This window comes from Phycisphaeraceae bacterium (assembly GCA_019636655.1).
Classification (GTDB): Bacteria; Planctomycetota; Phycisphaerae; order Phycisphaerales; family UBA1924; genus JAHBXB01.
In genome coordinates this window covers 486,974-510,621 of sequence record JAHBXB010000001.1, presented here as the reverse complement: position 1 = coordinate 510,621, position 23,648 = coordinate 486,974, and the positions used below count along the sequence as shown (strand labels likewise).

Genomic DNA, 23,648 nt, shown 5'->3' with positions numbered 1-23,648 from the left:
AACGTGGGTCTATGCGATCAGGCGCAGGGCCTGGGCGGTCATCGCCTTGGTCGCCTCGGCGGCGGCGACGTTGGCCTCGTAGGCCCGTGATGCCTCGATCATGTTGATCTGCTCGATCACCGGGTCGATGTTCGGGGTCATCACATACCCCTCGGCGTCGGCCCACTTGCTTGTCGGGTCGTACCGGCGGCGGAGATCGTCGGAGAGTGCGATCTCGGAAACGTGCACGCCGAGGGCACGGCCGGAGGGGCTGGAAGCGGAGGGGTCTCCGGGGGCAAAGACCGCGATGCGGCGCTGGTATGGGGCGTAGTTGCCGTTGGCGTCCTCCAGGACGTCCTTGCTGGCGATGTTCGCGGCGAGCGTCTCAAGGCGAGTCCGCTGTGCGATCATGCCGCTGGTCGAGATGTCGAGGGCGCCGAACATCCGCTACGTGCTCCTAGGCCCGCTCTTGAATCGCCGACTGGAGGATGGCGAACCGTGACCTCAGGAGGTCGGTGCCGATCCTGAAGGCGCTGACATTCTCGACCATCGCCTGCATCTGCCTTTCCATGTCGCGGTTGTTCCGGTCGTGGAAGAGGAGGCCGCTGGAGGGCGTCCCGGGCTGGAGGCTCAGGCCGCCGTCGGAGTCGCGCCGAAGTTCCCTCGATTCCCGCCACGGGAGTTCGCCGGCCTCGCCGCCGGTCGTTGCTCGGCGCTGCTCGACGGCATCGCGAAGGGTTCGCTGGAATCCGGCGGCCGAAACCTCCCGCGGCTGGAAGTTGGGTGTATCGAGATTGGCAATGTTGTGCGCGATCAGCCGCTGCCGCTGCCCGGCAAAGCGGACGACCATCTCCAGGGCGGGCAGGGCGCCAGACGTGGTGAGGTCGTTGATCACGGTACGCCGCTCCGCAAGGGCGATGCCATCCCCGAGACCGGTTGCATCGGTGCCGCCGCGCAAGGCGTGCGCGGCCAGCGGGGTCTGCCGTGCTGTGGTTAGAGCGTCTGCTCGACGAGGTTGAGAGACTTCCACTTCTTGAGTTTCAGGCCGAGGGTGCGGACCCCGATTCCGAGCGCCTTGGCGGCCTTCTGGCGGTGGCCGTTGAAGCGGCCGAGGGTTCGGACGATCGCGTCACGCTCGATGTCCTCGAGGGGCCGATCGTGCACGGCGACGAAGTCCGTTGCCTGCCCGCTCAATCGGTGGCTGGCGACAAGACCTCCGAGCGACTTGGCCTCGATCATCGCGCCGGCGCCGGGCGTCGCGGCCGGGGGGGGCGCCCCGAGTGCGGCGGGCGTCGTGAGCCACGATTCGATGAGCGAACGGCCTATGACCGGATCCCGGGAGAGCACCGCGGCTCGTTCGCAGATGTTCTGCAGTTCCCGCACGTTTCCGGGCCAGGAGTAGGACATGAGCACGGAAAGAGCTTCATCATCGAACCTCTTCGCCGGGCGGCCCTCACGCTCGGAAACGTTTCCGAGAAAGTACTGAGAAAGCAGCGGGACATCGTCCAGCCGGTCCGCGAGCGGCGGGAGGTGGATGGGGAGAACGTTCAGGCGGAAGAAAAGGTCCTGCCGGAACTCGCCCCGGCCGACGGCCCGGGGCAGGTCGCGGTTGCTGGTGGCAACGACGCGCACATCGACCCCGATAGAGAGACTTGATCCGACCCGTTCCAGGGTCCGCTCCTGAAGCACCCGGAGAAGCTTGGCCTGAACGCGCGGGCTCACCTCGCTGATCTCGTCAAGAACGAGAGTGCCACGGTCGGCGAGCTCGAACCGCCCCTTGCGGAGCTTCTCGGCCCCGGTGAAAGCGCCCTTTTCGTGCCCGAACAGTTCGCTCTCCAGCAGCGATTCGCTCAGCGCGGCGCAGTTCACCGCCAGGTAGGCCTCCGAATGGCGCGGGCTCAGGTCGTGCACCGCCCTCGCCACGATCTCCTTGCCGGAGCCGGACTCGCCGTAGATCAGGACCGTGCCGTGCGACTCGGCAACGGCGAGGACCTGCTCCTTCACCCGGCGGATGGCCGGGGAGTCACCGATGATGCGGTCGATGCCGCGGCGCCCGGCGGGGCCCGGCGGGAGTCCCATTCCCTCTGCGCTGCCGCCGTTCTCGCCGGAACGCTTGAGCACGGCGTTCTGGCGGACGAGGCGGGCGTGCTCGATGGCTCGCTTGACAGCGACAACGAGTTCGTCTCCTTCGAACGGCTTGGTGAGGTAATCGAACGCGCCGAGCTTCACCGCCTGCACCGCGGTTTCAACGGCGCCGAAGGCGGTCATCATGACGACCGGGAGATCCTCGTCGATGAGCCGGACCTGCTCGAGCAGATCGATCCCGGTCATCCCGGGCATGCGAAGGTCGGTCACGATGGCGTCCGGCCGCCGCTTCGCCGCCAGTTCAACGGCCGCTTCGCCGCTTGAGGCGGTGATGACCGTCATCCCGGCGCGGGTGAGCGTTGCCGCCACACTGTCGCGCATCAACTCCTTGTCGTCCACCACCAATACCGTGCTCATTCCTTGGCCTCCGTGCGCGACACAACTCCATCCGTGCGTTCTTCAACCGGCTGCAGGGAGGCGGGCCCCCGCGTCACCGGAAACAGCAGTTCGACAACAGCCCCGCCGGGCAGACCGCCCTTGCCCGCTCCCCGGTTCTTGACGCTGACCCGGCCGCCGTGGGCATCGACGATTCGGTGAACGATCGCCAGGCCGAGCCCCGTCCCTGTTGCGCGGGTCGTAAAGAACGGATTGAACATCCGGCTCGCGACTTCGGGCGGTATCCCGGGCCCGGTATCGGAGACGATCAACGCGGTCATTTCGCTCAGCGATCCCTTGGGTCCACGCACGCGGCGTACCGCGGCATCGAGGGCCAAAGCGTGCTTCCGGTCCGGAAGCTGGCGCATCGCCTCGATGGCGTTGCGGATAACGTTGACCAGGGCGCGGTGCACCAGCGTGGCGTCGCAGTCGACGAGGAGCCCCGGGGCAGCGTCCCGCTTCACGGTGATGGAATCCCGGGGCTCTCCATCGAGGAGAGCCGCGCAATCGGCCAGCGCGTGCTCGAAGAGCTCGCTTGCTGACGCCGGTTCGGGTCGGAGCCGCATCTCGCGGGAGAATGCAAGCACATCGGTTACTACAGCATCCAGCCCAACCACCGACGTCTGGATCTTTCGAGCGATGTCCCGCTCGGACGGCCTGGAGGCGAGCTCTTCTTCGAGGATCCTGGCATACAGCCGGATGGAGCCGAGCGGGTTGCGCACCTCGTGGGCAATGCCGGCCGCCATCTCGCCCAGCGCCGCAAGGCGGGCCGACCGCTCGATCTGCAGGTTCGCCTCTCGGAGTTCTTCCTTGAGGCGCACGACTTCGGCACGCAACGACTCGTGCACCGACTGGAGTCGTCCCGCCGCGTCCTGGAACGCGCCGACAATCTCCGCCAGATCGGCCTCGGTGACCAAGCCGGCTCCGGCTATGCTGACGGTGGGGGTATCCACGGCGGCCATGCGATCAGGCCTCCCCATCGTGGAATGAACCGCCGAATCGATTCTCGGCCGGCAGGTAGGCGCTGACCGCGCCGCGCCCGACCGACACCCCACCCAGCTCCGCGGCGATGCGGCCCCGCCGCTCCTCGAGGCAGAGCCGGTCCGACTCATCACGGCGGGAGATGCGATCGATCAAGCCGGCGAGTTGATCGGCCAGGCCCGTCACGGTCGCCCGTTGCGACGGCGACAAGCGGGGCTCGAAGACCTCCCACTTTCGTCGTAGCGGAGCGAGCTCGCCGCCGAGGGCGCCGAGGCGGTCAACGAGCTTCTGCCGCTTCGCGAGCAAGGAGATGAGGTCCTCGGTCCGGTCCTCCTGAACCATGCGGGACTGGTCGTCTCCCATCGCTTCGATCTCGCGGCAAAGTTCACACTGTGCGCTGACCAGTCCGGAGACCGCGTCCAGCCAACGGCGCGGATCGTCCGCCGGGGACCACTCCCGTGTTGCTGCGTCTGGCGTTGCCTGCCGTGCGGTCATCCGTGACCCTTCTTTGCGGGATCCCCCGCGTGCTCGTTTAGTGCTCCGCGCTGGCCTGTCGCTGCAGGAGCATGCTGGAATCAAGCCATCGCTGCCAGTGCTCACGCTCCATCGGCATGTCGGGCGAGTTCCAGGCGGACTGCGGGAACCGCTCCATGTGCCGCTTCGCGGCCTCGTTCGCCGTGCGGGCCTTGTCGTACTCGCCCTGGGCGACATAGCAGTTCACGATCTGCACCATCGCGACAAGGGATGCGGGTTCGTTCGGGTACATCTGCCGGGCCGCGTCGTACGCGGCGATGGCGCCGGGATAGTCGCCGAGTTCGAACGCGCAGTCGCCCAGGTAGAACATGGCGTTGCGTTTCTGGGCCTGATCAAGCGGCCCCACGCGGGCCGACTTCGCGTCGATCTCACGCCGGTACTGCTCCATGAGGGCCATCGACTTGCGGAGCCGTTCTCGACGGACACTCTCGAGCTGGGCTCGTTCCGCAGCGGGCATGGCCTGTTCAAGTTGCTTGGTGATCTGTGCTGCGGAGAGGCGGTAGCTGTCCGCGAGCCGGAATCGCACCGAGTCCGCCGCGCGGTCGCCTGGGTATCGCTCGAGCGCCTCGGTCAGCCTCTCGATCGCTTCCGGATACCGGCGCGTCTCGTACAGGAGGCGACCCAGTTCGATAACACCATCCCGGAACTCGCGGGCCTCGGGGGAGAGGACATGACCATCCACGGCCGAGACGAGCAGGCTCTCGGCCTCTGCATCGTTGGCGGGATCGTCGTCGCGGAGCAGGCATTGCGCCAGCGGCACGATGCTCCGCGATGCCCAGGCGCCACCCTGGACGGCCTGCGCTGGGACGCGGCCACCGAGCAGTTCGCGGTATCGCTCGGCCGCCGAGGCATACTGGCGCGTGGATTGCAAAACCTGAGCAAGACGCCACTTGGCCTCGGGCCTGCGGGGGTCGTTGTCGGTCGCGTGATCGATGTACTCGGTGAAGGCGGCAATGGCCTCTCTAGGCTCTCCCGCGATGTCGTAGGCGTCAGCGGACTCCCAGAGCGACTCGGCGAAGGCCCCGGGGTCCTGCTCGCGCTGGGCGTGCTCGTGGAACGCGCGGCCGGCACCCAGCAGGAGCCGCTTGACCTCCTCTCGGGCGACGGCGCTCAGTTCGTCGAACGGCGTCGCGCCCAGCCGAGCCGCGGCGAGCTTTTTCTGGGATTCGCCGAGCGCCCGCATGACATCTCCGGGCGCCTTGCCGGTCGAATACAGCAACTCGGCAAGTTCCGCGTACCGCTTCCCTTGCTCGTACTCGCCATCGGTCGCCAGATCGGTGTAGGCCCCCATGAGGGCTGTCTTCACCTGGTCGGCGGTCGCCCCCGGCTCGCCGCGGACCACCGCCATGACGACCTCGCGGAAGGTGGTGATCGCCTCCTCGTTCTGTCCCTGGACCCGGAGGAGGCGAGCGATGCCCAGCTTGGCGGGCAGAGCCGCCCTCGACTTGCCGAAGTCCGACACCACCGAGCGGTACCGATCGATCGCTTCCTGGCGGTCACCCCCCGTCACCTCAATAATCCGGCCGATCATCACACCGATGTCCCCCCGCATGGGATCCGCCGGATCGAGCATGCCGTCAGCGAGTTCCAGTTGCCGGAGCGCCGCGGCGTTGTCGTCGGTGGTCATGTACGCGCGGCCGAGCAGCGCAAGCAGTTCCGCCCGCTGCCTCGCCGGCGCGTGCTCGATCCGCTGCAGTTCCCGCAGCAACTTGCCGATTGCCTCGTCCGCGCGCCCCTCGGCAAGCATGAGTTGAGCCTGCTTGGCCACGCCCCACGCCCGCTCGTTCTCCTCGATCGCCGGCTCGGCCAGCAGATCGGTGAGCAGGTCCAGGGTCAGGGCCGACCCGCCGCCGCCCCTCGCCAGGTCGGAATCCACGAGACGGCGCACGATCCGGTGGCGCAGGGGACGCTCGGAGTCGGGCAGCGACTTCGCCCGGCGAGCCGCCGCCGTGAACTCGCCGAGACTCGTCTGTGCCCAGCCCGTCTGGAAGACCTCCTGGGGCGAGAGCGTGCCTCCGAGTTTCTCAACCCGTTCGTAGTCCGCCACGATCTGGCGGTTGTTCTCGTCGACATCGATCCCGCCCGCCTCTTGCCAGCGGAACGATGCGTCGGCCCGCATCCGGAGCATCTCGGCCTGGAGTTCGGGCCCGACGGTGCCGCTGTTGACCACGGGCACCATTCGCTCGTTAAGGACAGCCACGGCTTCCTTGAACTGCGACTTCTCGATCAGGGCCCGGGCCTCCTTAAGAGGCGCCGTGGGATCCGCCTTCGGCTTGTTCAGGAACGCCGCCACCACGCCCGCGGCCAGGAGCCCCCCGGCGACCGTCATCAGGGCGAACGGGCGGAGCGCGCGCAGGTTCGGCGTGCGTGGTCCTGCCGATTGGGGCTCGCCGGATTCCACCGGCTTGTTGGCGCTGTCGCTCACCGTCGTCGCCTCCCGTGGGAACGGCCGGATCCTCCGGCCGCAGCGGGCATGGGTCTGCTTATCGGGCGGGCTGGTGATCCCCCTTCACGGATCCGCGCACCATCTGCGCCATTGCGCATCGATCTAGGCAGATCCGGCGGGGCGCAGCCACGCGAGCCATTCAGTGTTGCCACCCTTCCCCCCCTGCACAGGGGACCGGGCCAGCGCTTGGACGCACGCGCCCAAAGAAGGCATCTCGGTCACCACCCGGTCGACGACATCCCTTGCGGCGGATTCATCGAGCACCCCGCCGCGGCCTCCCGGGGCGCTGCGGTTGCTCTTTGTTATTTCATAGTGGGGCTTGAGAAGGGAGATGATGCTTCCACTCGCGCCGATCCACCTCAGCGCGGCGGGGATGCACAGTCGCTGGGGCGTCCAGCCCATGTCGATGACGACGAGGTCCAATCCTGGCCCGGGAGGGGGCGCGGCGTGGAGGGCGTTTGCCCGCTCCATGACCCGGACCCGGGGATCGTTCCGCAGCCGCCAGGCCAGGGTGCCGTAGCCGGTATCAACCGCCACGACGCTCGCGGCGCCGGCTTGCAGGAGGCAATCCGTAAACCCCCCCACGTTGCAGCCAAAGTCGGCACAGGTCCATCCGGAGACGTCCACGCCGAAACGGTCGAGCGCAAATCGCAACTTCAACCCGCCTCGGCCAACGTAGGTGTGGGCTGGATCGGCCGTCATGTTGGAACTCGTCCTGCCTGGAGGCAGCCACCGCGTCAGGCCTGGGCGGGAGGGACGCCGATGACGGAAATACCGAGGCGATCGGCAAGGTCGAGCATGTCGGGCTTGTCGATCATGATGACATCGCCGGCGGCAAGGGCCAGGCACCGGCCGCCGTAGCGGTACAGGTTTTCGATCGTCTGCACCCCGACGGTGGGAACATCGCTGCGGCGGTCGTGGCCGGCGCGGGCGCCCTTGCAGAGCGTCCAGCCGCCCAGACGGCAGAGCTGGCCGGTCCGTTCCATCATGCGATCCGTACCCTCGGCGGCCTCAACGGCGATCACGTCGCGGTCCCGAACGGCGATGGACTGCCCGATATCAAGCCGGAGGGTCTGGATGAGCAGCGGCCAGGCGAACGCGACATCGGCCCGTTGCTGGGCCGTCGGCTGGCAGCGGGTCAGGACGCCGGCCTCGGCGAGCGAGTCTGGAATGGGAGCGGTCGAGTCGATCAAGTGGACCCCCGATCTGCCGAGCTCATCCGCAATCGCCTGGAGGACGGCATGCGAGCGCCGATCGTGCCGCAGATGGCGGTACCACGCCATGATGGTGCGCCAGTCCGGGATGTTCCGCAGAATGGTGCCCGGGCTGTACATGAACCGGGCCTTGTCGACCCGCCCGACCATGATCGCGTGGCCCACTCCGCGGCGACGCAGGAGGCGGCCCCAGCTGCCGACCCGCAGGACGCCGACTTCGCGGAACGTCTCGCACAGGCGGGGGAGGGCCTCATCGAACTGGTTCGCCAGTCCAAGAGCGTGGATGGGATGACCGGCGCGGCGGAGTCCCTCGGCGATGATGATCGGGAGCCGGCCGCCGCCGGCGATCAGGCCGATCGGCGTAGGAGGAGGGGGCGGGTCCGGCAGGATGGTGAGGGTGTTGGGCATCGAATCGGCCGTCGAGCAGAATCACATCGGCGCTCCCAGTGCGCAGGCACGAGCAATCCGGACATGATAAACACCTGGACCGGCCCCCAGCAATCGGGGTGAGACCGGCCTGGCACGCCGCCAGGGGCACTTTTCGGAGTTTGAACCGGCTCGAAGGCCCAGCGGGCCGTCAGCCGATATGGACGACGTGCCGCAACCGGAAGACCGCGTTGAACTGACGTCATCCCCGACTCCGCGCGAACCAGCGGAGGCCTCGGCAGACCGTTCGAGGCCGTGGCTGTCATTATGGTTCCGCTGTTCGAACCACTACGCGAGGGCCTACAGGAACGCCGCCGGCACCGCCTACACGGGGCGTTGCCCGAAGTGCGCCAGGCAGGTGCGGTTCGGGGTGGGTGCCGGTGGCACGTCGCAGCGCCGTTTCGAGGTGTCATGCTGAGCATGCCCGGGTTGCCCGCCGCTACACTGTGCGCATGACACGGATGGTCAGGGGCAACTTCCAAATCGGCTCGAATACGGGTGTGTGCGCGGCCACCGGGTCGGCGCTGGGTCCCGGGGACCGCTTTGTCGCGGTGCTGCTGGAGCACGACGAGACCGAGGAACTGGTCCGTGTGGACTACTCGGCTGACGCGTGGGATTCCGGGGCGCGCCCTCCGCGGCCGGATCTGGTGTTCGCGACGTGGCGGGCGGTCGTTGCGGCGCCGGATGCGAAACGGCGGGTGCTCGTCGACGATGCCGCCCTGGTCGATCTATTCGAGCAACTTGCCGACACAACCGAGCCGAGACGCCTTGCGTTTCGATACGTCCTGGCCTTGATTCTGATCCGCAAGCGTCTGCTCGTCTGCGAGGCCACCCGTGGGTCGACGATGCTGGTCAGGCCCAAGGGGCCCCGCGATGAAGGCACGCCAGCAGCGACCGAGGTCATCGATCCGGGTCTGGACGATGCCACGATTCTCGATGTCACGGAGCAGTTGACGGCGGTGATGGCAGGCAGTGGCGAGACCGGCACCCCGGGGCCTGAATCGCCGGGGAATGCGGCGCCATGATGAACCGGCGCGGGTGGATGAGGCTTGGCCTGGCCTGCCTCGCGGCCGCGGCATCCGGCTGCAACGGGGATGGGCCGAAGGCGCCGTCGTCGGTGGCACGAGAATCGCCGCCGCCGGCCTACGCGACGGTGGCCGAGGCGTACAACAACCGCGTCTCGCTGTTGAGTCAGGTGTACGCGCCCGCGACGGTGCGGCTGACGTTCTCCGAGGACGGGACACAACGCACGGAACAGGGTGAGGGCACCCTCCAAGTTATCCGCCCCGACCACCTGGCGCTCAGCCTGAACAAGGCAGGAAAGCGGCTTTTCTGGTTTGGGTGCGATGCGGATCGCTACTGGTGGTTCGATGTCGTCGACACGCCGGTTGCCCACGTCGGCCGTCACGCAACGTTCGATGCCGCAAGGCTTGATCCCCGTACGCCAGGGCTGACCATTCGGCCGCTGGATGTGATTCGGGTCCTGGGGATTGTGCCGCTCCCCGTCGGCGCCAATGGGCCGGGTGGCGGACAGGTACTGGGCGCCACGCAGTGGTCGGCCGACGGCCGCCTGGTTGGCGTGACGACCCGCACCGACTCTGGGGGTCTGCAGAGGCTCTGGCTCGATCCGGAATCGTTCGAACCTCGGAAGGTCGAACTGTTCTCGCCGGACCGCACGGTCGAGATCATCGCCGACCTGAACGAGTATGCCTACGTGCGGATCACCGGCGCCAGTTCGGGACCGCGGATGGCGTCGGAGCTCGCGGTGCTCCATGTCCCGAGCGGCTCGCTCATCCGGCTCAACCTCTACGACCTGCAGGACGGCCGGCGGGTCATGAAGCCCGATGCGTTCAACTTCGACGAACTGGTCAGGGTGTTCCAGGTGGAATCGGTGACCGATCTTGACTCTCCGCGTTAAGCAGTGCCTGGGATGCCTGCCCCAAAGCGGTGACTGGTCCGGCTGGGGTGCCGGTGCGAGGCAATGATGCAGCGTGAGACTGCATCTGGCCGCGTTCATCCTGATTCTGACTTCTGCGCTCGCGGCGGCCGTGGCCTTTGGCGCGGGTGACGGAACAGGACCCGTTGCCGGCCACGGATGGGTGGTGCTCGACACGGGCCCCGCGCCGGAGAAGAAGGGTACCGGGCTTGGGCTGGCGCTCTCGGCGCCGGAGCCGCGGTATGTCCTGATCCACCTGGCGCCGCGGGAGGGAGAGCACCGAGTACCACGCGGGTCGGTTCGCATCGCCGGATGGCTCGACGAGCCGCCGATTGCAACCGCAAGCTGGGGTCGCCGCGTTTATGTGATCACCGAACCCCCGGTCGACGCCCGCATTCCGCCGGTACTCGCCGTTTCGACGATCGAGGCGGCCCGGGGCACGGGCAGCACGTGGTACAACACCCCGGAGGGTCGCTACGAGTCGCTCCCACCGCTCACCGGTGAGATCACGGTCAAGGGGCTTGTCGGCACCCTGGCCGGGCCGGCGGCTCTGGTCATCGGTTCTGGTGAGGATCCTGGGCTGCGGCTTCTGATCGATGGCGGCGACCGGTGGGAAGAGGTCCCACTGCCGTGGCACGAGAGTGCGGCCTTCCCCGAACTGCCCCCGGAGCCGCCCGGACCACGTGATGCGGCAGTGCTCCTGCCGAGCCTGCAGGGCGTCGGACTTCTCGTTGTGCCCGCTGACCGCAGCGAACCCCGTGATCTGTGGACAGCGCAGCTTCGACCGTCGACCCCCTCGGGGGACAGCCCGGCGGGCCCACTCGTCGCGTGGACGAAACAGCAAATCAATCTTCCGCTTGAGCCGTCCCAGTTGCACGACTGCCGGTTTCTAGTTGTTGACGACACACCGGTCATGGCCCGCTGGACGGACGCGGGTGACGTGAGTCTCTCGCTATTGCGTCCGGCGGGGCCGGTGCAGCGTGCTGTGGTGAAGGGGGTGCCGCGGTCAGCATCGATCGTCGCCCTCCCGAGCACGGACTCGGTCGCGATTCTCTGGTGCCAGGAGCGGCCCGAGGGAGATCCACACCGCGGCGCACGGTTTGAGATCCGCGAGGTCTCGCTCGCCTCGGGCCGTCTGCTCTTTGAGGGACCGGCGGTGCAGGCCACGGTCCTGTCAAAGCGTGAGCTTGGGCTGCTGGCTGTGATGATGGTGGGCGTAACCGCGGCGGTGATCGTTTCGCTGCTGCGACCCAGGGGTGTCCTGTCGCCGTCGCTGCCCGCACGGTGCGCGGTGGCCCCGCCCATGCGGCGCCTCGTTGCCACAGCCATCGACGTGAGCCTCGCGGCGATCATCGCGGGCCGGATCCACGATGTGAACGTCTTGGAGATCATCGGTCCCTCCGCCATCCTGTCGCCGATCGACGACATCTGGCCGCTGCTCACCACACTCGGCATCGCCGGCGCGCTGGGGACGATCGGAGAGTGGGCTGTGGGCGGATCGATCGGGAAACTGGCAACAGGCTGCCGCGTGGCCAACCTCCGCCCCCCCACCACTCCGGCCACCCACGCGCTCCCCGCCTCCGGCAGGCCGCCGTCGGGCCTGTTCCGGCCCACGATCTGGCAGGCGGCGGTGCGGAACTTCGTCAAGTGGTCGGCCCCACCGCTGTGCGTGTTTGCGCTCTCTGACCCGATGGGCCGCCACATCGCCGACCTGGCCGCGGGAACGTCCGTGGTCGTCAACGGCTCCGTCGATCGCGAAGCCAGGAGCGAGTAGTGACGACAGTGGGCGCGATCCGGGGGCAGAATATGAGAGAACCCGATCTGCAAGCCAGGCTGAAGGAACTGTACCTGCCGCGACCGAACGAGTTCGTGCAGGTGGACGTGCCCGACATGCGGTTCATCATGATCGACGGGCACGGGGCCGCGGACCGCTCGCCGCTCGAGCACGCGGCGAAGTGGCTCTTTGCTGCGATCCATCCGCTGAAGCGTGTCGCCCGGGAGCGGATGGGGAAGAGCTTCGTCCAGCCGCCGCTCGAGTGCCTCTGGTGGGCGGACGACCCGACGGACTTCGTCAGCGGCAACCGGGAAAAGATGAACTGGCGGATGATGATCGTCTACGAGCCAGATTGGCTGACCGTGCCGATGTTTGAGGACGCTGTTTCCGCGGCTCAGGCACGCCTGGGCGAGTCGCCCGCGGGCCTTCGGCTGGAGGTCTATCGCGAGGGCCTCAGCGTACAGACCATGCATGTCGGCCCGCCAGAGGCCGAGGTCCCGACGATCAACCGGCTGCACAGGGAGTACCTCCCCGCGCACGATCTGGTTCCCGACGGACACCACCACGAAATCTACCTGACCGATCCGAGTCGCGTGGCGCCCGAGAACCAGCGGACGGTGCTGCGCCAGCCGGTGAAGCGTTGCACTACGGCTGGTTGATGGCGGAGGGCTTCCACCCGTCGGTCTGCTGAGAGCTCTTGGGGTGAACCATCGCCCACAGCCGCTGGAGCAGCGGCTTGAGCCCCGCCCGCTGCGCCGAAGAAATGACGAGAACGTCTCGCTCGGGGACGAGCCCGATCTCGGCGCAGATCGTCTTCACCTTGCGGCTTGCCTCGTCGCTGTCGACCAGGTCCGCCTTGGAGAGCACGACCAGTTCGGGCTTTTCCGCGAGTTGGGGTGAGTAGCGGGTCAGCTCCGCGCGAACGACGGAGTAGTTCTGCGCGGGATTCGACCCGTCGAGCGGCGACAGGTCGAGCAGGTGCAGGAGCACCCGGGTTCGCTCGATGTGGCGGAGGAAGTCGTGCCCGAGTCCCGCGCCGTCTGAAGCACCGGCGATCAGCCCGGGGATGTCGGCCAGCACCAGGCGACGGCTCTCATCGACGCTCGCGATACCCAGTTGCGGGGCGAGCGTGGTGAACGGATAGTCCGCGATCTTCGGCGTGGCATCCGTGAGCACCGAGAGCAGCGTCGACTTGCCGGCGTTGGGCATCCCGATGATGCCGACATCCGCGATGAGCTTGAGCTCCAGCCGGACCGCTCGCTGCTCGCCGGGCTGGCCCGGACTGGCCGACTTGGGCGCCTGGTTGGTCGACGTTTTGAAGTGCTCGTTTCCGAAGCCCCCTTTGCCGCCGCGTGCGATGACCTCTCGCTGCGAAGGTCCCAGGTCCACGATCACCTCGCCGGTGTCGTCGTCGTAGATGATGGTGCCCGGGGGAACACGGATGATGCAGTCTGTCCCATCGGCGCCGTGCTGCTGCTTGCCCCGACCCGGCTCGCCCGGCTGGGCGACCCATTCCGGCCGTCCGCGGAAATCCAGCAGCGTATTGATGTTCTCGTCGGCGACGAAGACGACATCGCCGCCGCGGCCGCCGTCGCCTCCGGTGGGACCACCCTTGGGGACATACTTCTCGCGGCGCCACGAGACCACGCCGTTCCCGCCGTCGCCCGCCTTCACCCGGATTCGTGCCTGATCGACAAACATCGGTGTGAGGATAGCCCGCGGACGCATAGCATCGTCCCGTGAAGCAGGCGGAGGCGAGCAGGCCGGAGCAGAATCCGGGATCGGAGGGGGCGCAGGCCAATTCCCCGCGGCCGGCGGCCCTTCCGTCGGCTGCCCCGAACCCCACTCCAGCCGCCAAACCCGTGCACAGGGGCTCGTTTTCCTGGACCGTGCTGCGGCACCGTACATTCCGGGTGGTCTGGATCGGCGCCATGGGATCCAGCATCGGATCATGGATGGAGAGCACTGGTGTCCGCTGGATCGTCGGACTCTCGGGCTCGGCCCTCACCCTGAGCTTGCTCGCCGCGGCGCAGATGGTCCCGATGCTCCTGCTTGGGCTGGCGGGCGGGGTGGTGGCCGATCGCGTCAACCGCAAGACACTTCTGATCGTGACCCAAGCGATCATGATGGTCATCGCCGCGGGGATGGCCCTTGCCAGCTACCTGTTCGCAGGGCTACCCACCCGTCAGAAAGACCTGACTAACGTGCTCCTGATCCTGAGCCTCGCACAAGGCACGACGATGGCGTTCAATGTTCCCGCGTGGCAGGTGCTTACGCCGCGGCTGGTTCCGAGGGAGGAACTCTCCAGCGCCATCGCACTGAACGGGCTGCAGTTCAACCTCGCCCGAGTCATCGGACCGGCTCTGGGCGGGTGGTTTCTGGCCGGACTGAATATATCTGGAACGATCCTCTGGTCTTCCTCGCACGGTGCGACGGTGCTGTTCCTCATCAACACGGCCTCATTCATCGGCGTGCTCTGGGCCGTGTGGCTTACGCCGGACGCTCCCGCCCCACAGCGGGATGGAGTGAGCGCGGCCGGACAAACCGCGGAGGCGGTTTCGTGGATGTTCCGCAATCGCGGGCCCCGCGCCGTATTCCTCGCCATCGTCATATTCGCGGCGCTCGGCGGGCCAATGCTCACCATGCTGCCGCTGTTCATCACCGGCGTCTACCACAAACTCTCGGACACCTACGGCACGCTGCTGGCCATGATGGGCGCGGGAGCAGTCGCGGGCGTCTTCGTGCTGCGGATTGTCCCGGGGTGGTACCCGCGGCACCACTCGATACCGGCCTCAGTTCTCGGGGCGGGCGCAGCGATCACGCTCTTTGCGGGGACCGAGTCGTTTGTCATGGGCGGGCTGTGGTTGTTCTTCATCGGGTTGTTCTGGCTGCTGGTCTTCAATCAGGCCTTCTCGGCGATCCAGTTGCTCGTCGATGACCGCATGCGTGGTCGGGCCATGGCCGTGTGCAACACCGCGGCGTTCGGGGCTACTCCACTGGGCGCGCTGATCGCCGGGGGGATTTCGGAACTGGCCAGCGGATCGCCCGACGATGGACCGGGTGTGCAGGTCGCCATCGGAGCGATGGGGATCACGCTCGGGCTTGCCGGGCTGGCGATGCTGATCTGGAGGACCCCGGAGATCGATGGCCTGCGTCCCGGCGAACCGGGTCACGCTCCACGCCGAAGCCTGCTGCATGGCTTCACCGCGTCGGCCCACAGGCCACGCGCGGAGAACGCCCCGCCGCCCGTCAATCCGCCGGCTGCGTAAGCATGCGGGCTCGCCGGATGAGATCGGGCTCATCGGACCGGATGAAGACGCTCGACACCCCGACCCGCGCCGCAATGGTGTAATGCCGCCGCGAGAGGTACGCGGAGGGGCTTGCCGCATTCCGGGGCTCCATGTCCTCAACCACGAGCACTCGGACGCGGCGGGCTTCGAGATCGAAGCCCTCGAACACCTCGATCTCGGCCCCCTCAACGTCGACGACGGCAAAGTCGATCGGCCGACCAGCGATCGACGGCCGTCCCGGCGGGGCCGCACGCTCGGCGGCGGCAAGGACCTCGTCCATCGTGGACAGCGGGACCGTGACCTCCCGGCGGGGTGCCTTCGAGCGCTTCAGGAGCCGGGCGTGGGCGGGGCTCTTTGAGAGGAACGAGAGCATCTCCGAACCGGGATCGCCCGCATCGCCGACGACGGTGAACGTGGTGTTCCCGGTGGACCCTCGTCGACCGAGGGCGGCGTGGGCGACCTGACTGCCCGGGCGCCGTTCGAGGCACGCCTTGTACCGCTCTGGAATGGCCTCGATCAGAACGCCCGACCACCCCATCGCCTCAAACGCGTAGGTCACGCTGCAGGTGTATCCGTCATAGGCGCCGACTTCGATGTAGAGGCCGTCCGTCTTTCCCTCAAAGAGATCGTAGAGAAACAGATCCTCACCGTACTGCGATGCAAACCGAAACGGGAGCGCCGGAGCGCGGCCCGCGGCCGCGAGGGACTGTGCTACGCGGAGAGCGCCGATGCTCCGGCGCGTCCTGAGCAGATCGCCCTCTGCCCGCTTGACGCGAGCATCGAACCGGCGAAGGCGGGCACCGAGCCTGCTCATCCGCAGCAGGAGCACCACGAGAATCAGGAGCAGCACCGAGCCGATGACCAGCAGGAGCGGCATCACGAACGCGGAATCGGGGGGCACGGGCTGTTGCGGTGTCGTCACGAGGAATCCTGTGGGCCGCCGGGCGGTCGCCCTAGAAAAGCGTCCGCCGAGCCCAGACGACGAGCCTGAGGTCCGTCAGCGCGCGCCACCGAGCCTCGGCGAGAGCCGGAAGTCTTGCCTCCCAGAGACCGGGAGTCGAGAGGACCTGCCGCACGGTCTCCACTCCACGGACCCCAAGGTCGGGGAGGCGGATGAAGGACTCCGGCGGGATAATGGAATCGGCGGCGCGAGAGCCGTAGTACAGCGGAACGGTCCAGCACAGAAGTGGGTCCCAGAGTTTCTCCGAAACGTACAGGTCACCCTGGGCGTAGTTCTCGATGGCGAGCGCAAACTGGGCGGGGCGGAAGCACATGGACTTGGCGTGCACCGGCCCGCGCGGGCTGAGCCCAGCAGGAAGGCCCTTGCCGAAGAGTTCCAGCGGGATGCCTGCCTCCCGGAGCAGTCCGAAAAACCGGGTGCGCTCGGCGTGGCCAGGGATAAGGGCCTTGCCCGAGGACACCGCCGCGAGCGGGATCGGCTTCGACTCCAGGGTGGGCGCCTCCAGCTCCCTGAGGCTCGCAAGCGGCTCATGAATCCACCAGGTGGCCGGGAGGACGATCGGATGGGTCGCCCGCGGGTCCGGGGCGAACACACGCGATGCGTGCCTCCGGGCCACTTCAAAGACCTCGTCGGAGATGATCCCCGGAGGCTCGTAGAACATGACCGTGACTTTGTCACGGGGCAGGCCGAGCCTCTTCCAGGCGTGCTGGGCCTTGGCCGCGGCGACCGAGGCCCCGCGGAGCCTTGCTAATCGCTTCCGCCACCTCGAGAGGCGTGATCCCCCGTTGGGCAGCACGGGACCGGTCATGACCAGAACATGGTCGGCGTGGGGATCCGAGAATCGGATCTGCAGGTCTCCGTCCCGGCCCATCGGGCCGTCGCACTGGTTCCACAACTCATCGGCAAAGTGATCCCGTTCGAGAAACAGCCCCAGTGTCCGGAGCCGGGTTGAGGCGGGCGGTCTGTTGGCGACGGGCATTCGGGTCACGACCGATAGTACCTCGGGTGAATGGTCGGTTGGATGGCCCGGGTCTACGCTCCCCCGATGCCGACCAACCGCCGGGAATCCCCGGGCGAACTACCGCCTGAAGCCAGCATCGTCTACACCCCGAACGAGGAGGCCGAGGCCGCCGCGAAGGCCCTGGCGATTGACGCCGCTCGGATGCTGCACGACGACAAGTGCGAGGACGTTGTCGTGCTGGATGTCCGGAGGCTGAGCCAAGTGTCCGATTTTCTGGTCATCGGATCCGGATCCAGCGACCGCCAGATGCGGAGCGCCGCGGACGACGTCGCGAAGGCCGCGGCCCAGACCGGGAGCAGCGTCTTTGGACGCTCGATTGATGATCGGACAACGTGGATTGTGCTCGACATGGTCGATGTCGTCGTGCACATCTTTGAGCCCAACGTCCGTGCGCACTACGATCTGGAGATGCTGTGGGGAGAGGCCGAGCGGGTTGCATGGGAGCGTGCCGGTGACGGCTCGAAGGTCGCGGGAAACCGTGATCGAGCCGGCTTGGGCAAGCCTGAGAGACGCCGGGGGGATGATGGCCGGGAGGCCGAGGAATAATGCTCCGCAAGGTGCTTCACAGCAAGCTGCACCGGGCCGTGGTGACGGCGGCACTTCCCGACTACGTCGGCTCGATCACCATCGACCCCGAACTGCTGGCCCAGAGCGGAATGAGGCCGAGCGACGCGGTCGAGATCGCCAACTGCCGCAACGGCGAGCGTTTCGAGACCTACATCCTCAGGGGCAAGCCTGGTTCGCGATCCATTGAGATCAACGGCGCGGCGGCCCATCTGGTCGAGGTCGGCGACCCCCTGATCGTGATGCACTATGTGCTGCTCGACGATGCCCAATACGCCAAGCACAGCCCGACGGTGCTGGTCATGAACCCCGACAACTCCGTCGACAGGGTGATGCGGTACGAGTGAGCGAACGCATGCATGACCGGGCTGCCCAGGCTCGTCCGGACCGGACCATTGTCCGCGTGGAACTCGGCGAACGAGCGTACGACGTCGTTGTCGGTTCCGAGCTTGTTCAGGAAGTGGGTGAGCGGGCCCGGTTCCTGTCGGCCGCGGGCCGGTCCGCGCTGGTGCATGACGAGCGGGTGCCCGCGGAACACTCTGCCGCCGTGATCGATTCCCTGCGACGCGCCGGACTCAAGCCCACGGCGCTCGGAGAGAACCTCAACGAACATTCCAAATCGTTTCCAACCGTCGAGCGGATCGTCGCCGGGCTGGTCGCAGCCGGGCTGGAGCGGTCTGACCTCCTGGTTGCCCTGGGCGGGGGAATCCTGGGGGATGTCGCGGGCTTTGCCGCGGCGATCTACCGACGAGGGATCGCGTGGATCAACGTACCGACGACGCTGCTCGCGATGGTCGACGCCAGCGTCGGCGGCAAGACCGGCGTAAACGTCCGGGCTCGGCATGGCGGCGACTCGGAGGAGCTGCGAAAGAACATGGCAGGGGTGATCCATCAACCTCTGCTCATTGTGTGCGATGTCGCCATTCTCGCCTCGCTCCCCGATCGCGCATTTCGAAGCGGGCTCGCTGAGTGCGTCAAGCACGGCCTGCTCGCTCCCGCACGGGGGGACCCCGGTCTGCTCGCATGGACGGAATCGTCCCTCGCGGGGATTCATCGCCGGGACAGCCGGATCCTGACGGAGCTCGTCGCACGAAACGTCAAGGTCAAGGCCAACGTGGTGGTGGAGGACGAGCGGGAGTCGGCCGCGGCAGGGCCGGGGCGAATGAGCCTGAATCTTGGCCATACCTTCGCCCACGCCCTGGAGTCGCAGGTCGACCTTGGGCTCTCCCATGGGGAGGCGGTTGGGCTCGGCTTGCTCGCCGCGGCGTCGCTCGGTGAGCGGCTTGGAAGGGTAAGGCCCGGCCTTCGGACCCGGCTTGAGGCATTGCTGGGGGAATCCGGGGTTGGATTGCCAACCCGGATCATGGGCCTGGCGCCTACGCCGCGCGTGATCGAGCGGATGCTGGACGACAAGAAGGTGGCGGGGGGCAAGCTCCGACTCGTGATCGCGGACGGTGCCGGGGAGGTGCATGTCGTCACCGATCCGCCGGCGGAGGCGGTCTCGTTCGCGATCGACTCGATTCGCGGATGAGCCGTCCACAGCCTCGGGTGTCCGATGGACAGCCCCGCCTGTTTCAAGGGTCGGACCGCAAGATCCCGATAACTTCGGGGCGAGGCGCGGAAGGTGCGCGTTGGTGACTGTGGTCGCCGGCTCGGGCCAGACGGGAGGACCTCCAAGAACGCAGGGGCGGCGCGTGAGAACGATCGCGATCATCAACCAGAAGGGCGGGTGTGGCAAGACCACAACGGCGATCAATCTTGCCGGTGCGTTCGCGGCCGAGGGTCGCAAGACACTGCTCGTCGACATGGATCCCCAGGGGCACTGCGCCGCCGGGCTGGCGATCCCGGAGCAACGCATCGACCTGACCATTGGCGATGCGATGCTGGCTGCCTCCGGTGAGCCCGGTGCCAAGCGGACGGCGATCGATCCTTCGCGGCTCCTGTGGCGGGTGGGCCGGAATCTCGACCTGGCGCCGAGCACGATGAAGCTTGCCGGGCTTGAGGCTCCTCGCGGTTCGCTCGCTGGCATGGAAGGGGCCGAAGGCCGACTGAAGGCCGCCTTGGAGCTCCTTGCCGCCCACGGCGGCTACCAACACTGCTTTGTTGACTGTTCTCCGGCGATCGGCCTGCTGGCATACAACGCGCTGGTCTCGGCCGACGAGGTGCTCATTCCGGTCGAAACAGGGTTCTTTGCGCTGCAGGGCGCTGGGAAGCAGATCAGCACAATCAAGTCGATTGCCAAGAGACTGGGTGTATCCCCTAGGTATCGTCTCCTGGCAACCATGCATGACGAGGATGGGGTTCTCGCCCGCGACGTGCTTGAGGAGTTGCATCGGCGGTTTCCGGGAAAGGTTGCCCCGTGCGTCATCAGGCTTGACCCCGGCCTGAAAGAGGCGGCCTCATTCGGGCAGCCGATCTGCGAGTACGCCCCCGGGTCAGTCGGCGCTGCGGACTACGCCGCGCTCGCAGCATGGCTCATCGGTGATGGGACGCTGGCGGCGCCGCTCATCTCGCCGCCGATCGAGGATCCGATCCCGGTGCACATCGTTCCGGGCGTGGCGGAGCAGGCGCTGGCATTCGAAGTCGCGGCCCCTGAGAGCGTACCGGGCCCAGCCGAAGTCGAGGCTTCCAGCCGCTCGGCCGACGTGTTGGACAAGGCACGGAAGCTCCAGAAGCGAGTGGATCGCCAGCGATCGCTCGCCCCGAAGGGCGGACCGATTCCAACCATCCAGATTGGCGAAACGCCATCGGTCATTATCGAAGCCAAGTGCGACAGCCCTGTCACGGAGTCGATCCCGGTATCGCACGCATCGCCCCAGCCTGCGGCGGCCCCGGACCGCGCGGCCCAACAAGCACACATCGAGACCCCCACAGGGCTTGCCCGCAAGCTGGGCGTGAGCATGGATAGCGAGGGGGTATGGTTTGTGCAACCAGCAACGCTCGGCCGAGTCATCAGCATTGCGGGTGACTTCAACGGGTGGTCCGCCGAGGCGTCGGTGATGCGCCTCAATCGCGAACTCGGGGTGTTCGAGCTGTGCCTGCCGCTGCGGACTGGGACCGTTCAGTACCGCCTCGTGGTCGACGGGCGCTGGGTGGCGGATCCGTTCAACCCGATTTCCGTCACGAACCCGTACGGCGACGTGAACAGCGTGGTCGTCATCCGCAGGGACTGATGAGGACGACCCGAGGGGGTGGGCCGGAGGCTCGCATGAGCACGACGATGCCGAAGAACGAGGGAGATCTGGACATTCTCGGCCGAGTCGGACCCGGGGGGGCGGTGTCGCCGAAGCGCGACTGGGGTATCGGGGACATGCCCGAGGAGGCTTACGACGCGCTGACCGACCTGTTTCTCGGCGAAGTGGGCGGACGATCCAACCGAGGAGTGCAGCGAACCGACGGACCGTCACCTGCAATCGACGGGTCGGAGGCGGCCGCGGGGATCGAGCTTCTGGTCATGGGCCACCTTCCGGTGCTTGGCTCTGCCTGGGCGTCGCAGTATGCCCGCACGGCCGCCGAGGCCGAGGAATCGACGATCTGCTTTGTGCAGGTTCGCAGCGGTCACGTTGTCGTCGAGTTGGTCGGTTGTGCGACCAGCATTCAGGGCACGGGCATTGAGGACGCTCTTGCCAAAGCCGCGGCGATCTCTGACCGGTGGATCATCCGGGCGGACGAGACCGACGAGCCGGGGCTGTCCCAGCGGCCCGAGGTCCGCTGGGTCACGCTTCTGACCAGCGCGGACGAGGTCGCGGTCGTCGGTGCCTACCGGGCGATTGCCCGCCTGGCTGGAGGCGAAGGCGCCGAACTGGAGGCGGAACGCCCGTTGGGGGCGATGGTGCGGGTCGCGGTGATGGGTTCGTCCGACGACGCCGCGGACCAGGCCTACTCGAAGATCTCGAGCGCCGTTCGAACCTTTGTGCGACGTCCGCTTCGGAGAGCGCCGGGGGCTTCCAGGATCAAACCCGGCCGATCGTCGACGATGCTGTTCAGCGGAAAGGTCGAGGGTGGGGCCGACCGCGTCATGGATCTCATCGGTCTTGCCGTGGCCGGCTCAACGCCGAACACGCATGAGGACGCTCGCATCGAGCCCCCGGTGCCCCATACAGCCGCGGCACCCACAGACCGCTCGACGGCCGAAATACCGGCGTCTCTTGCACGGCACATTCCAGGGCTGACGCCCCTCCCGATCCGCTGCCCGGGTGCACCGAGCATCGACTTCGCCGTAGGGGAATCCGGCAGCCTCCACGCGCTTGGTCACAGAACTGCGGGCGCGGGGGACGTGACCGGGTCGCTGCTGAGTGCTTCGGCATGGGCAACAGCAAATGCCTCGCTGATCGCCATGGCGGTCAAAGGAGTCACGGCCGAGTCCGGCGTCGTGCAGCACCTGCTCACCGATGAGCCGCGGGACGTTCGCGGCCTGCTGGAATCGGATGTCAGGGTCCACGTGCTCGCCAGCGTCGAGGTGGACGGCAAGACCGGGTGGGTCTGCCGCCCGCTCAACTAGGGACACGACCTCGACTCAGGCTGATTCCTTCCGCTTCACCCGCAGGTCACCGAGCCGTCGGGTTGACGCCGACTCAACATCGTCGCCGTCGATGATGTACTCCGCTCCGGCGTGATCCCGGTCGGGGAGTTCATACATCAGCGGGAGCATGACCTCCTCAAGCACGGCGCGGAGGGCGCGAGCCCCGGTCTCACGCTTCATCGCTCTGGCGGCGATTGCGCGGAGCGCGCCGTTGGTGAACGTCAGCTTGGCGTTCTCCAGCTTGAAGATGTGCTGGTATTGACGGATCAGGGCGTTCTTCGGCTCGGTCAGGATGTTGATCATCGCCTCGAGCGTCAGCGGCATGAGCGGGGCGATGATCGGGAGACGCCCAACAAACTCGGGAATCATGCCGAACTCGATGAGGTCATCCGGGATGACCTGTCCCAGCACCTCGGCCCGCGTCCTGGCCTCGTCCGTCACGCCGTCTCCCACGGTGAACCCGATGCGGTTCTTGCCGATGCGGCGGCGGATGATGTCCTCGAGACCCACGAAGGTGCCACCACAGATGAACAGGATGTGCGTCGTGTCCATCTGGATGTACTGCTGCTCGGGGTGCTTGCGCCCGCCCTGCGGCGGGACGTTGGAGATCGTGCCCTCGAGCAGTTTCAGCAGCGATTGCTGGACACCCTCGCCCGAAACGTCGCGGGTGATCGAGACGTTGTTCGAGGTCTTGCCGATCTTGTCTATTTCGTCGATGTAGATAATGCCGCGCTGCGCTGCGTCCACGTCGAAGTCGGCCGCCTGCAGGAGCTTGAGCAGCAGGTTCTCGACGTCCTCGCCGACGTAGCCCGCTTCCGTAAGCGTGGTCGCGTCGCCGATGGCGAAGGGAACATTGAGGATCCGCGCCAAGGTCCGAGCCAGGAGGGTCTTGCCCGAGCCGGTGGGGCCGATCAGCAGGATATTGGACTTGTCGAGTTCGACGTCGGTCTCGTCCTTCTCAGCGTGCAGCAACCGCTTGTAGTGCGAGTGCACGGCCACGGACAGGGCCCGTTTGGCCATGTCCTGACCGACGACGTACTGGTCCAGGAACTCCTTGATCCGTCGCGGCGCGGGGACCTCGGAGAACATCGCCCCGGGGGAGGACACTCTCCGTCGTTCCTGCTTGAAGATGTTCTGGCAGAGGTCGGTGCAGTTCGAGCAGATGTAGACGTTGGGACCCTCGACCATGGGGCCCACCTCGCGGCTCGTCTTGCCGCAGAAGGAACAGGTGGTCACCTTCCGTCCCTTGAATCCGCCGCCGCCACCACCGCCTGCGCCTCCCCCCCCACCACCACCTCCTCCGCCGCCGCCAGAGGGCGCATCGCCGCGAGAGCCGGGGGAGCTGGAATCGAAATCATCCTGGCGGTTCTTTGCCATAGCGTTCTCGCAACAAAGTCCGGTAACGGTCTCGGTCCGGAGACGAACGTCTGAGTGTATCGGCGGTCGTCGAAGGTCCCTGCACTGCAGTCCGGGGTTCGTC

22 protein-coding genes are annotated in these 23,648 nt (G+C 67.1%); 10 read left to right on the top strand and 12 right to left on the bottom strand.

The window, feature by feature from the left end:
* Window positions 1-9: 9 nt before the first annotated feature.
* From flgC to lpxI, 8 genes are all read right to left on the bottom strand, one after another.
* Window positions 10-423: a flagellar basal body rod protein FlgC gene (flgC, locus tag KF745_02185; GenBank protein MBX3357215.1), complete on the bottom strand. Its 414-nt coding sequence runs from the start codon at window positions 421-423 to the stop codon at window positions 10-12.
* A 13-nt stretch (window positions 424-436) separates the two neighbouring features.
* Window positions 437-874 (bottom strand): hypothetical protein, encoded by a 438-nt coding sequence (locus KF745_02180; GenBank protein MBX3357214.1) that lies wholly within the window; start codon window positions 872-874, stop codon window positions 437-439.
* A 98-nt stretch (window positions 875-972) separates the two neighbouring features.
* A complete protein-coding gene (locus KF745_02175) occupies window positions 973-2,481 on the bottom strand; it encodes a sigma-54-dependent Fis family transcriptional regulator (GenBank protein ID MBX3357213.1) in 1,509 nt (502 codons plus the stop codon).
* Window positions 2,478-3,461: a hypothetical protein gene (locus KF745_02170; protein MBX3357212.1), complete on the bottom strand. Its 984-nt coding sequence runs from the start codon at window positions 3,459-3,461 to the stop codon at window positions 2,478-2,480. The genes KF745_02175 and KF745_02170 overlap by 4 nt, the downstream gene beginning before the upstream one ends.
* A 4-nt stretch (window positions 3,462-3,465) precedes the next feature.
* Window positions 3,466-3,975: a flagellar protein FliT gene (locus tag KF745_02165; GenBank protein MBX3357211.1), complete on the bottom strand. Its 510-nt coding sequence runs from the start codon at window positions 3,973-3,975 to the stop codon at window positions 3,466-3,468.
* A gap of 37 nt (window positions 3,976-4,012) precedes the next feature.
* Window positions 4,013-6,439, bottom strand: coding sequence for a tetratricopeptide repeat protein (locus tag KF745_02160; protein MBX3357210.1), 2,427 nt, complete (start codon window positions 6,437-6,439; stop codon window positions 4,013-4,015).
* Between the two features lie 123 nt (window positions 6,440-6,562).
* A complete protein-coding gene (locus tag KF745_02155; GenBank protein ID MBX3357209.1) occupies window positions 6,563-7,162 on the bottom strand; it encodes a hypothetical protein in 600 nt (199 codons plus the stop codon).
* Between the two features lie 35 nt (window positions 7,163-7,197).
* A complete protein-coding gene (lpxI, locus tag KF745_02150) occupies window positions 7,198-8,082 on the bottom strand; it encodes a UDP-2,3-diacylglucosamine diphosphatase LpxI (GenBank protein MBX3357208.1) in 885 nt (294 codons plus the stop codon).
* A gap of 470 nt (window positions 8,083-8,552) precedes the next feature.
* Here lpxI and KF745_02145 point away from each other — a divergent pair, with 470 nt between their 5' ends.
* From KF745_02145 to KF745_02130, 4 genes are all read left to right on the top strand, one after another.
* On the top strand, window positions 8,553-9,125 hold the full coding sequence (locus tag KF745_02145) for a hypothetical protein (GenBank protein MBX3357207.1): 573 nt from the start codon (window positions 8,553-8,555) through the stop codon (window positions 9,123-9,125).
* Window positions 9,122-10,018, top strand: a complete 897-nt coding sequence (locus KF745_02140) for a hypothetical protein (GenBank protein MBX3357206.1) — start codon at window positions 9,122-9,124, stop codon at window positions 10,016-10,018. Before KF745_02145 ends, KF745_02140 begins: the two co-directional genes overlap by 4 nt.
* 73 nt (window positions 10,019-10,091) lie before the next feature.
* The gene (locus KF745_02135; GenBank protein ID MBX3357205.1) at window positions 10,092-11,810 is read left to right on the top strand and encodes an RDD family protein; all 1,719 of its coding nucleotides are present in this window, start codon (window positions 10,092-10,094) and stop codon (window positions 11,808-11,810) included.
* Between the two features lie 32 nt (window positions 11,811-11,842).
* The gene (locus KF745_02130; protein ID MBX3357204.1) at window positions 11,843-12,469 is read left to right on the top strand and encodes a GyrI-like domain-containing protein; all 627 of its coding nucleotides are present in this window, start codon (window positions 11,843-11,845) and stop codon (window positions 12,467-12,469) included.
* Here the strand turns inward: KF745_02130 and obgE are convergent.
* Window positions 12,456-13,511, bottom strand: a complete 1,056-nt coding sequence (gene obgE, locus KF745_02125) for a GTPase ObgE (protein MBX3357203.1) — start codon at window positions 13,509-13,511, stop codon at window positions 12,456-12,458. The two genes, KF745_02130 and obgE, sit on opposite strands and share 14 nt — an antisense overlap.
* Before the next feature lie 188 nt (window positions 13,512-13,699).
* Here obgE and KF745_02120 point away from each other — a divergent pair, with 188 nt between their 5' ends.
* Window positions 13,700-15,079: an MFS transporter gene (locus KF745_02120; protein MBX3357202.1), complete on the top strand. Its 1,380-nt coding sequence runs from the start codon at window positions 13,700-13,702 to the stop codon at window positions 15,077-15,079.
* Here KF745_02120 and KF745_02115 read toward each other — a convergent pair.
* Both KF745_02115 and KF745_02110 read right to left on the bottom strand, forming a co-directional pair.
* Window positions 15,060-16,022, bottom strand: a complete 963-nt coding sequence (locus KF745_02115) for an FkbM family methyltransferase (GenBank protein ID MBX3357201.1) — start codon at window positions 16,020-16,022, stop codon at window positions 15,060-15,062. The genes KF745_02120 and KF745_02115 overlap by 20 nt on opposite strands.
* Window positions 16,023-16,053: 31 nt before the next feature.
* Entirely contained in the window at window positions 16,054-17,049 is a 996-nt protein-coding gene (locus KF745_02110; protein MBX3357200.1) for a hypothetical protein, read from the bottom strand.
* 57 nt (window positions 17,050-17,106) lie between these two features.
* On the opposite strand from KF745_02110, the gene rsfS reads away from it, so the two are divergent.
* The 5 genes from rsfS (at window position 17,107) to KF745_02085 (ending at window position 22,147) form a co-directional block, all read left to right on the top strand.
* The gene (rsfS, locus tag KF745_02105; GenBank protein MBX3357199.1) at window positions 17,107-17,628 is read left to right on the top strand and encodes a ribosome silencing factor; all 522 of its coding nucleotides are present in this window, start codon (window positions 17,107-17,109) and stop codon (window positions 17,626-17,628) included.
* Window positions 17,628-17,993, top strand: a complete 366-nt coding sequence (locus tag KF745_02100; protein ID MBX3357198.1) for an aspartate 1-decarboxylase — start codon at window positions 17,628-17,630, stop codon at window positions 17,991-17,993. The genes rsfS and KF745_02100 overlap by 1 nt, the downstream gene beginning before the upstream one ends.
* Window positions 17,994-18,001: 8 nt before the next feature.
* On the top strand, window positions 18,002-19,177 hold the full coding sequence (locus tag KF745_02095; GenBank protein ID MBX3357197.1) for a 3-dehydroquinate synthase: 1,176 nt from the start codon (window positions 18,002-18,004) through the stop codon (window positions 19,175-19,177).
* Between the two features lie 163 nt (window positions 19,178-19,340).
* Complete coding sequence (locus KF745_02090; protein MBX3357196.1) at window positions 19,341-20,819, top strand: AAA family ATPase; 1,479 nt, start codon at window positions 19,341-19,343, stop codon at window positions 20,817-20,819.
* A gap of 35 nt (window positions 20,820-20,854) precedes the next feature.
* A complete protein-coding gene (locus tag KF745_02085) occupies window positions 20,855-22,147 on the top strand; it encodes a hypothetical protein (GenBank protein ID MBX3357195.1) in 1,293 nt (430 codons plus the stop codon).
* A 15-nt stretch (window positions 22,148-22,162) separates the two neighbouring features.
* On the opposite strand, the gene clpX is transcribed toward KF745_02085, so the two are convergent.
* Entirely contained in the window at window positions 22,163-23,545 is a 1,383-nt protein-coding gene (gene clpX, locus KF745_02080) for an ATP-dependent Clp protease ATP-binding subunit ClpX (protein MBX3357194.1), read from the bottom strand.
* Window positions 23,546-23,648 lie beyond the last annotated feature (103 nt).

Coding starts and splice junctions, on each gene's coding strand:
- flgC (MBX3357215.1), bottom strand. CDS start 423: ATGTTCGGCGCCCTCGACATCTCGACCAGCGGCATGATCGCACAGCGG.
- KF745_02175 (MBX3357213.1), bottom strand. CDS start 2,481: ATGAGCACGGTATTGGTGGTGGACGACAAGGAGTTGATGCGCGACAGT.
- KF745_02170 (MBX3357212.1), bottom strand. CDS start 3,461: ATGGCCGCCGTGGATACCCCCACCGTCAGCATAGCCGGAGCCGGCTTG.
- KF745_02165 (MBX3357211.1), bottom strand. CDS start 3,975: ATGACCGCACGGCAGGCAACGCCAGACGCAGCAACACGGGAGTGGTCC.
- KF745_02155 (MBX3357209.1), bottom strand. CDS start 7,162: ATGACGGCCGATCCAGCCCACACCTACGTTGGCCGAGGCGGGTTGAAG.
- lpxI (MBX3357208.1), bottom strand. CDS start 8,082: ATGCCCAACACCCTCACCATCCTGCCGGACCCGCCCCCTCCTCCTACG.
- KF745_02145 (MBX3357207.1), top strand. CDS start 8,553: ATGACACGGATGGTCAGGGGCAACTTCCAAATCGGCTCGAATACGGGT.
- KF745_02140 (MBX3357206.1), top strand. CDS start 9,122: ATGATGAACCGGCGCGGGTGGATGAGGCTTGGCCTGGCCTGCCTCGCG.
- KF745_02130 (MBX3357204.1), top strand. CDS start 11,843: ATGAGAGAACCCGATCTGCAAGCCAGGCTGAAGGAACTGTACCTGCCG.
- obgE (MBX3357203.1), bottom strand. CDS start 13,511: ATGTTTGTCGATCAGGCACGAATCCGGGTGAAGGCGGGCGACGGCGGG.
- rsfS (MBX3357199.1), top strand. CDS start 17,107: ATGCCGACCAACCGCCGGGAATCCCCGGGCGAACTACCGCCTGAAGCC.
- KF745_02100 (MBX3357198.1), top strand. CDS start 17,628: ATGCTCCGCAAGGTGCTTCACAGCAAGCTGCACCGGGCCGTGGTGACG.
- KF745_02095 (MBX3357197.1), top strand. CDS start 18,002: ATGCATGACCGGGCTGCCCAGGCTCGTCCGGACCGGACCATTGTCCGC.
- KF745_02085 (MBX3357195.1), top strand. CDS start 20,855: ATGAGCACGACGATGCCGAAGAACGAGGGAGATCTGGACATTCTCGGC.
- clpX (MBX3357194.1), bottom strand. CDS start 23,545: ATGGCAAAGAACCGCCAGGATGATTTCGATTCCAGCTCCCCCGGCTCT.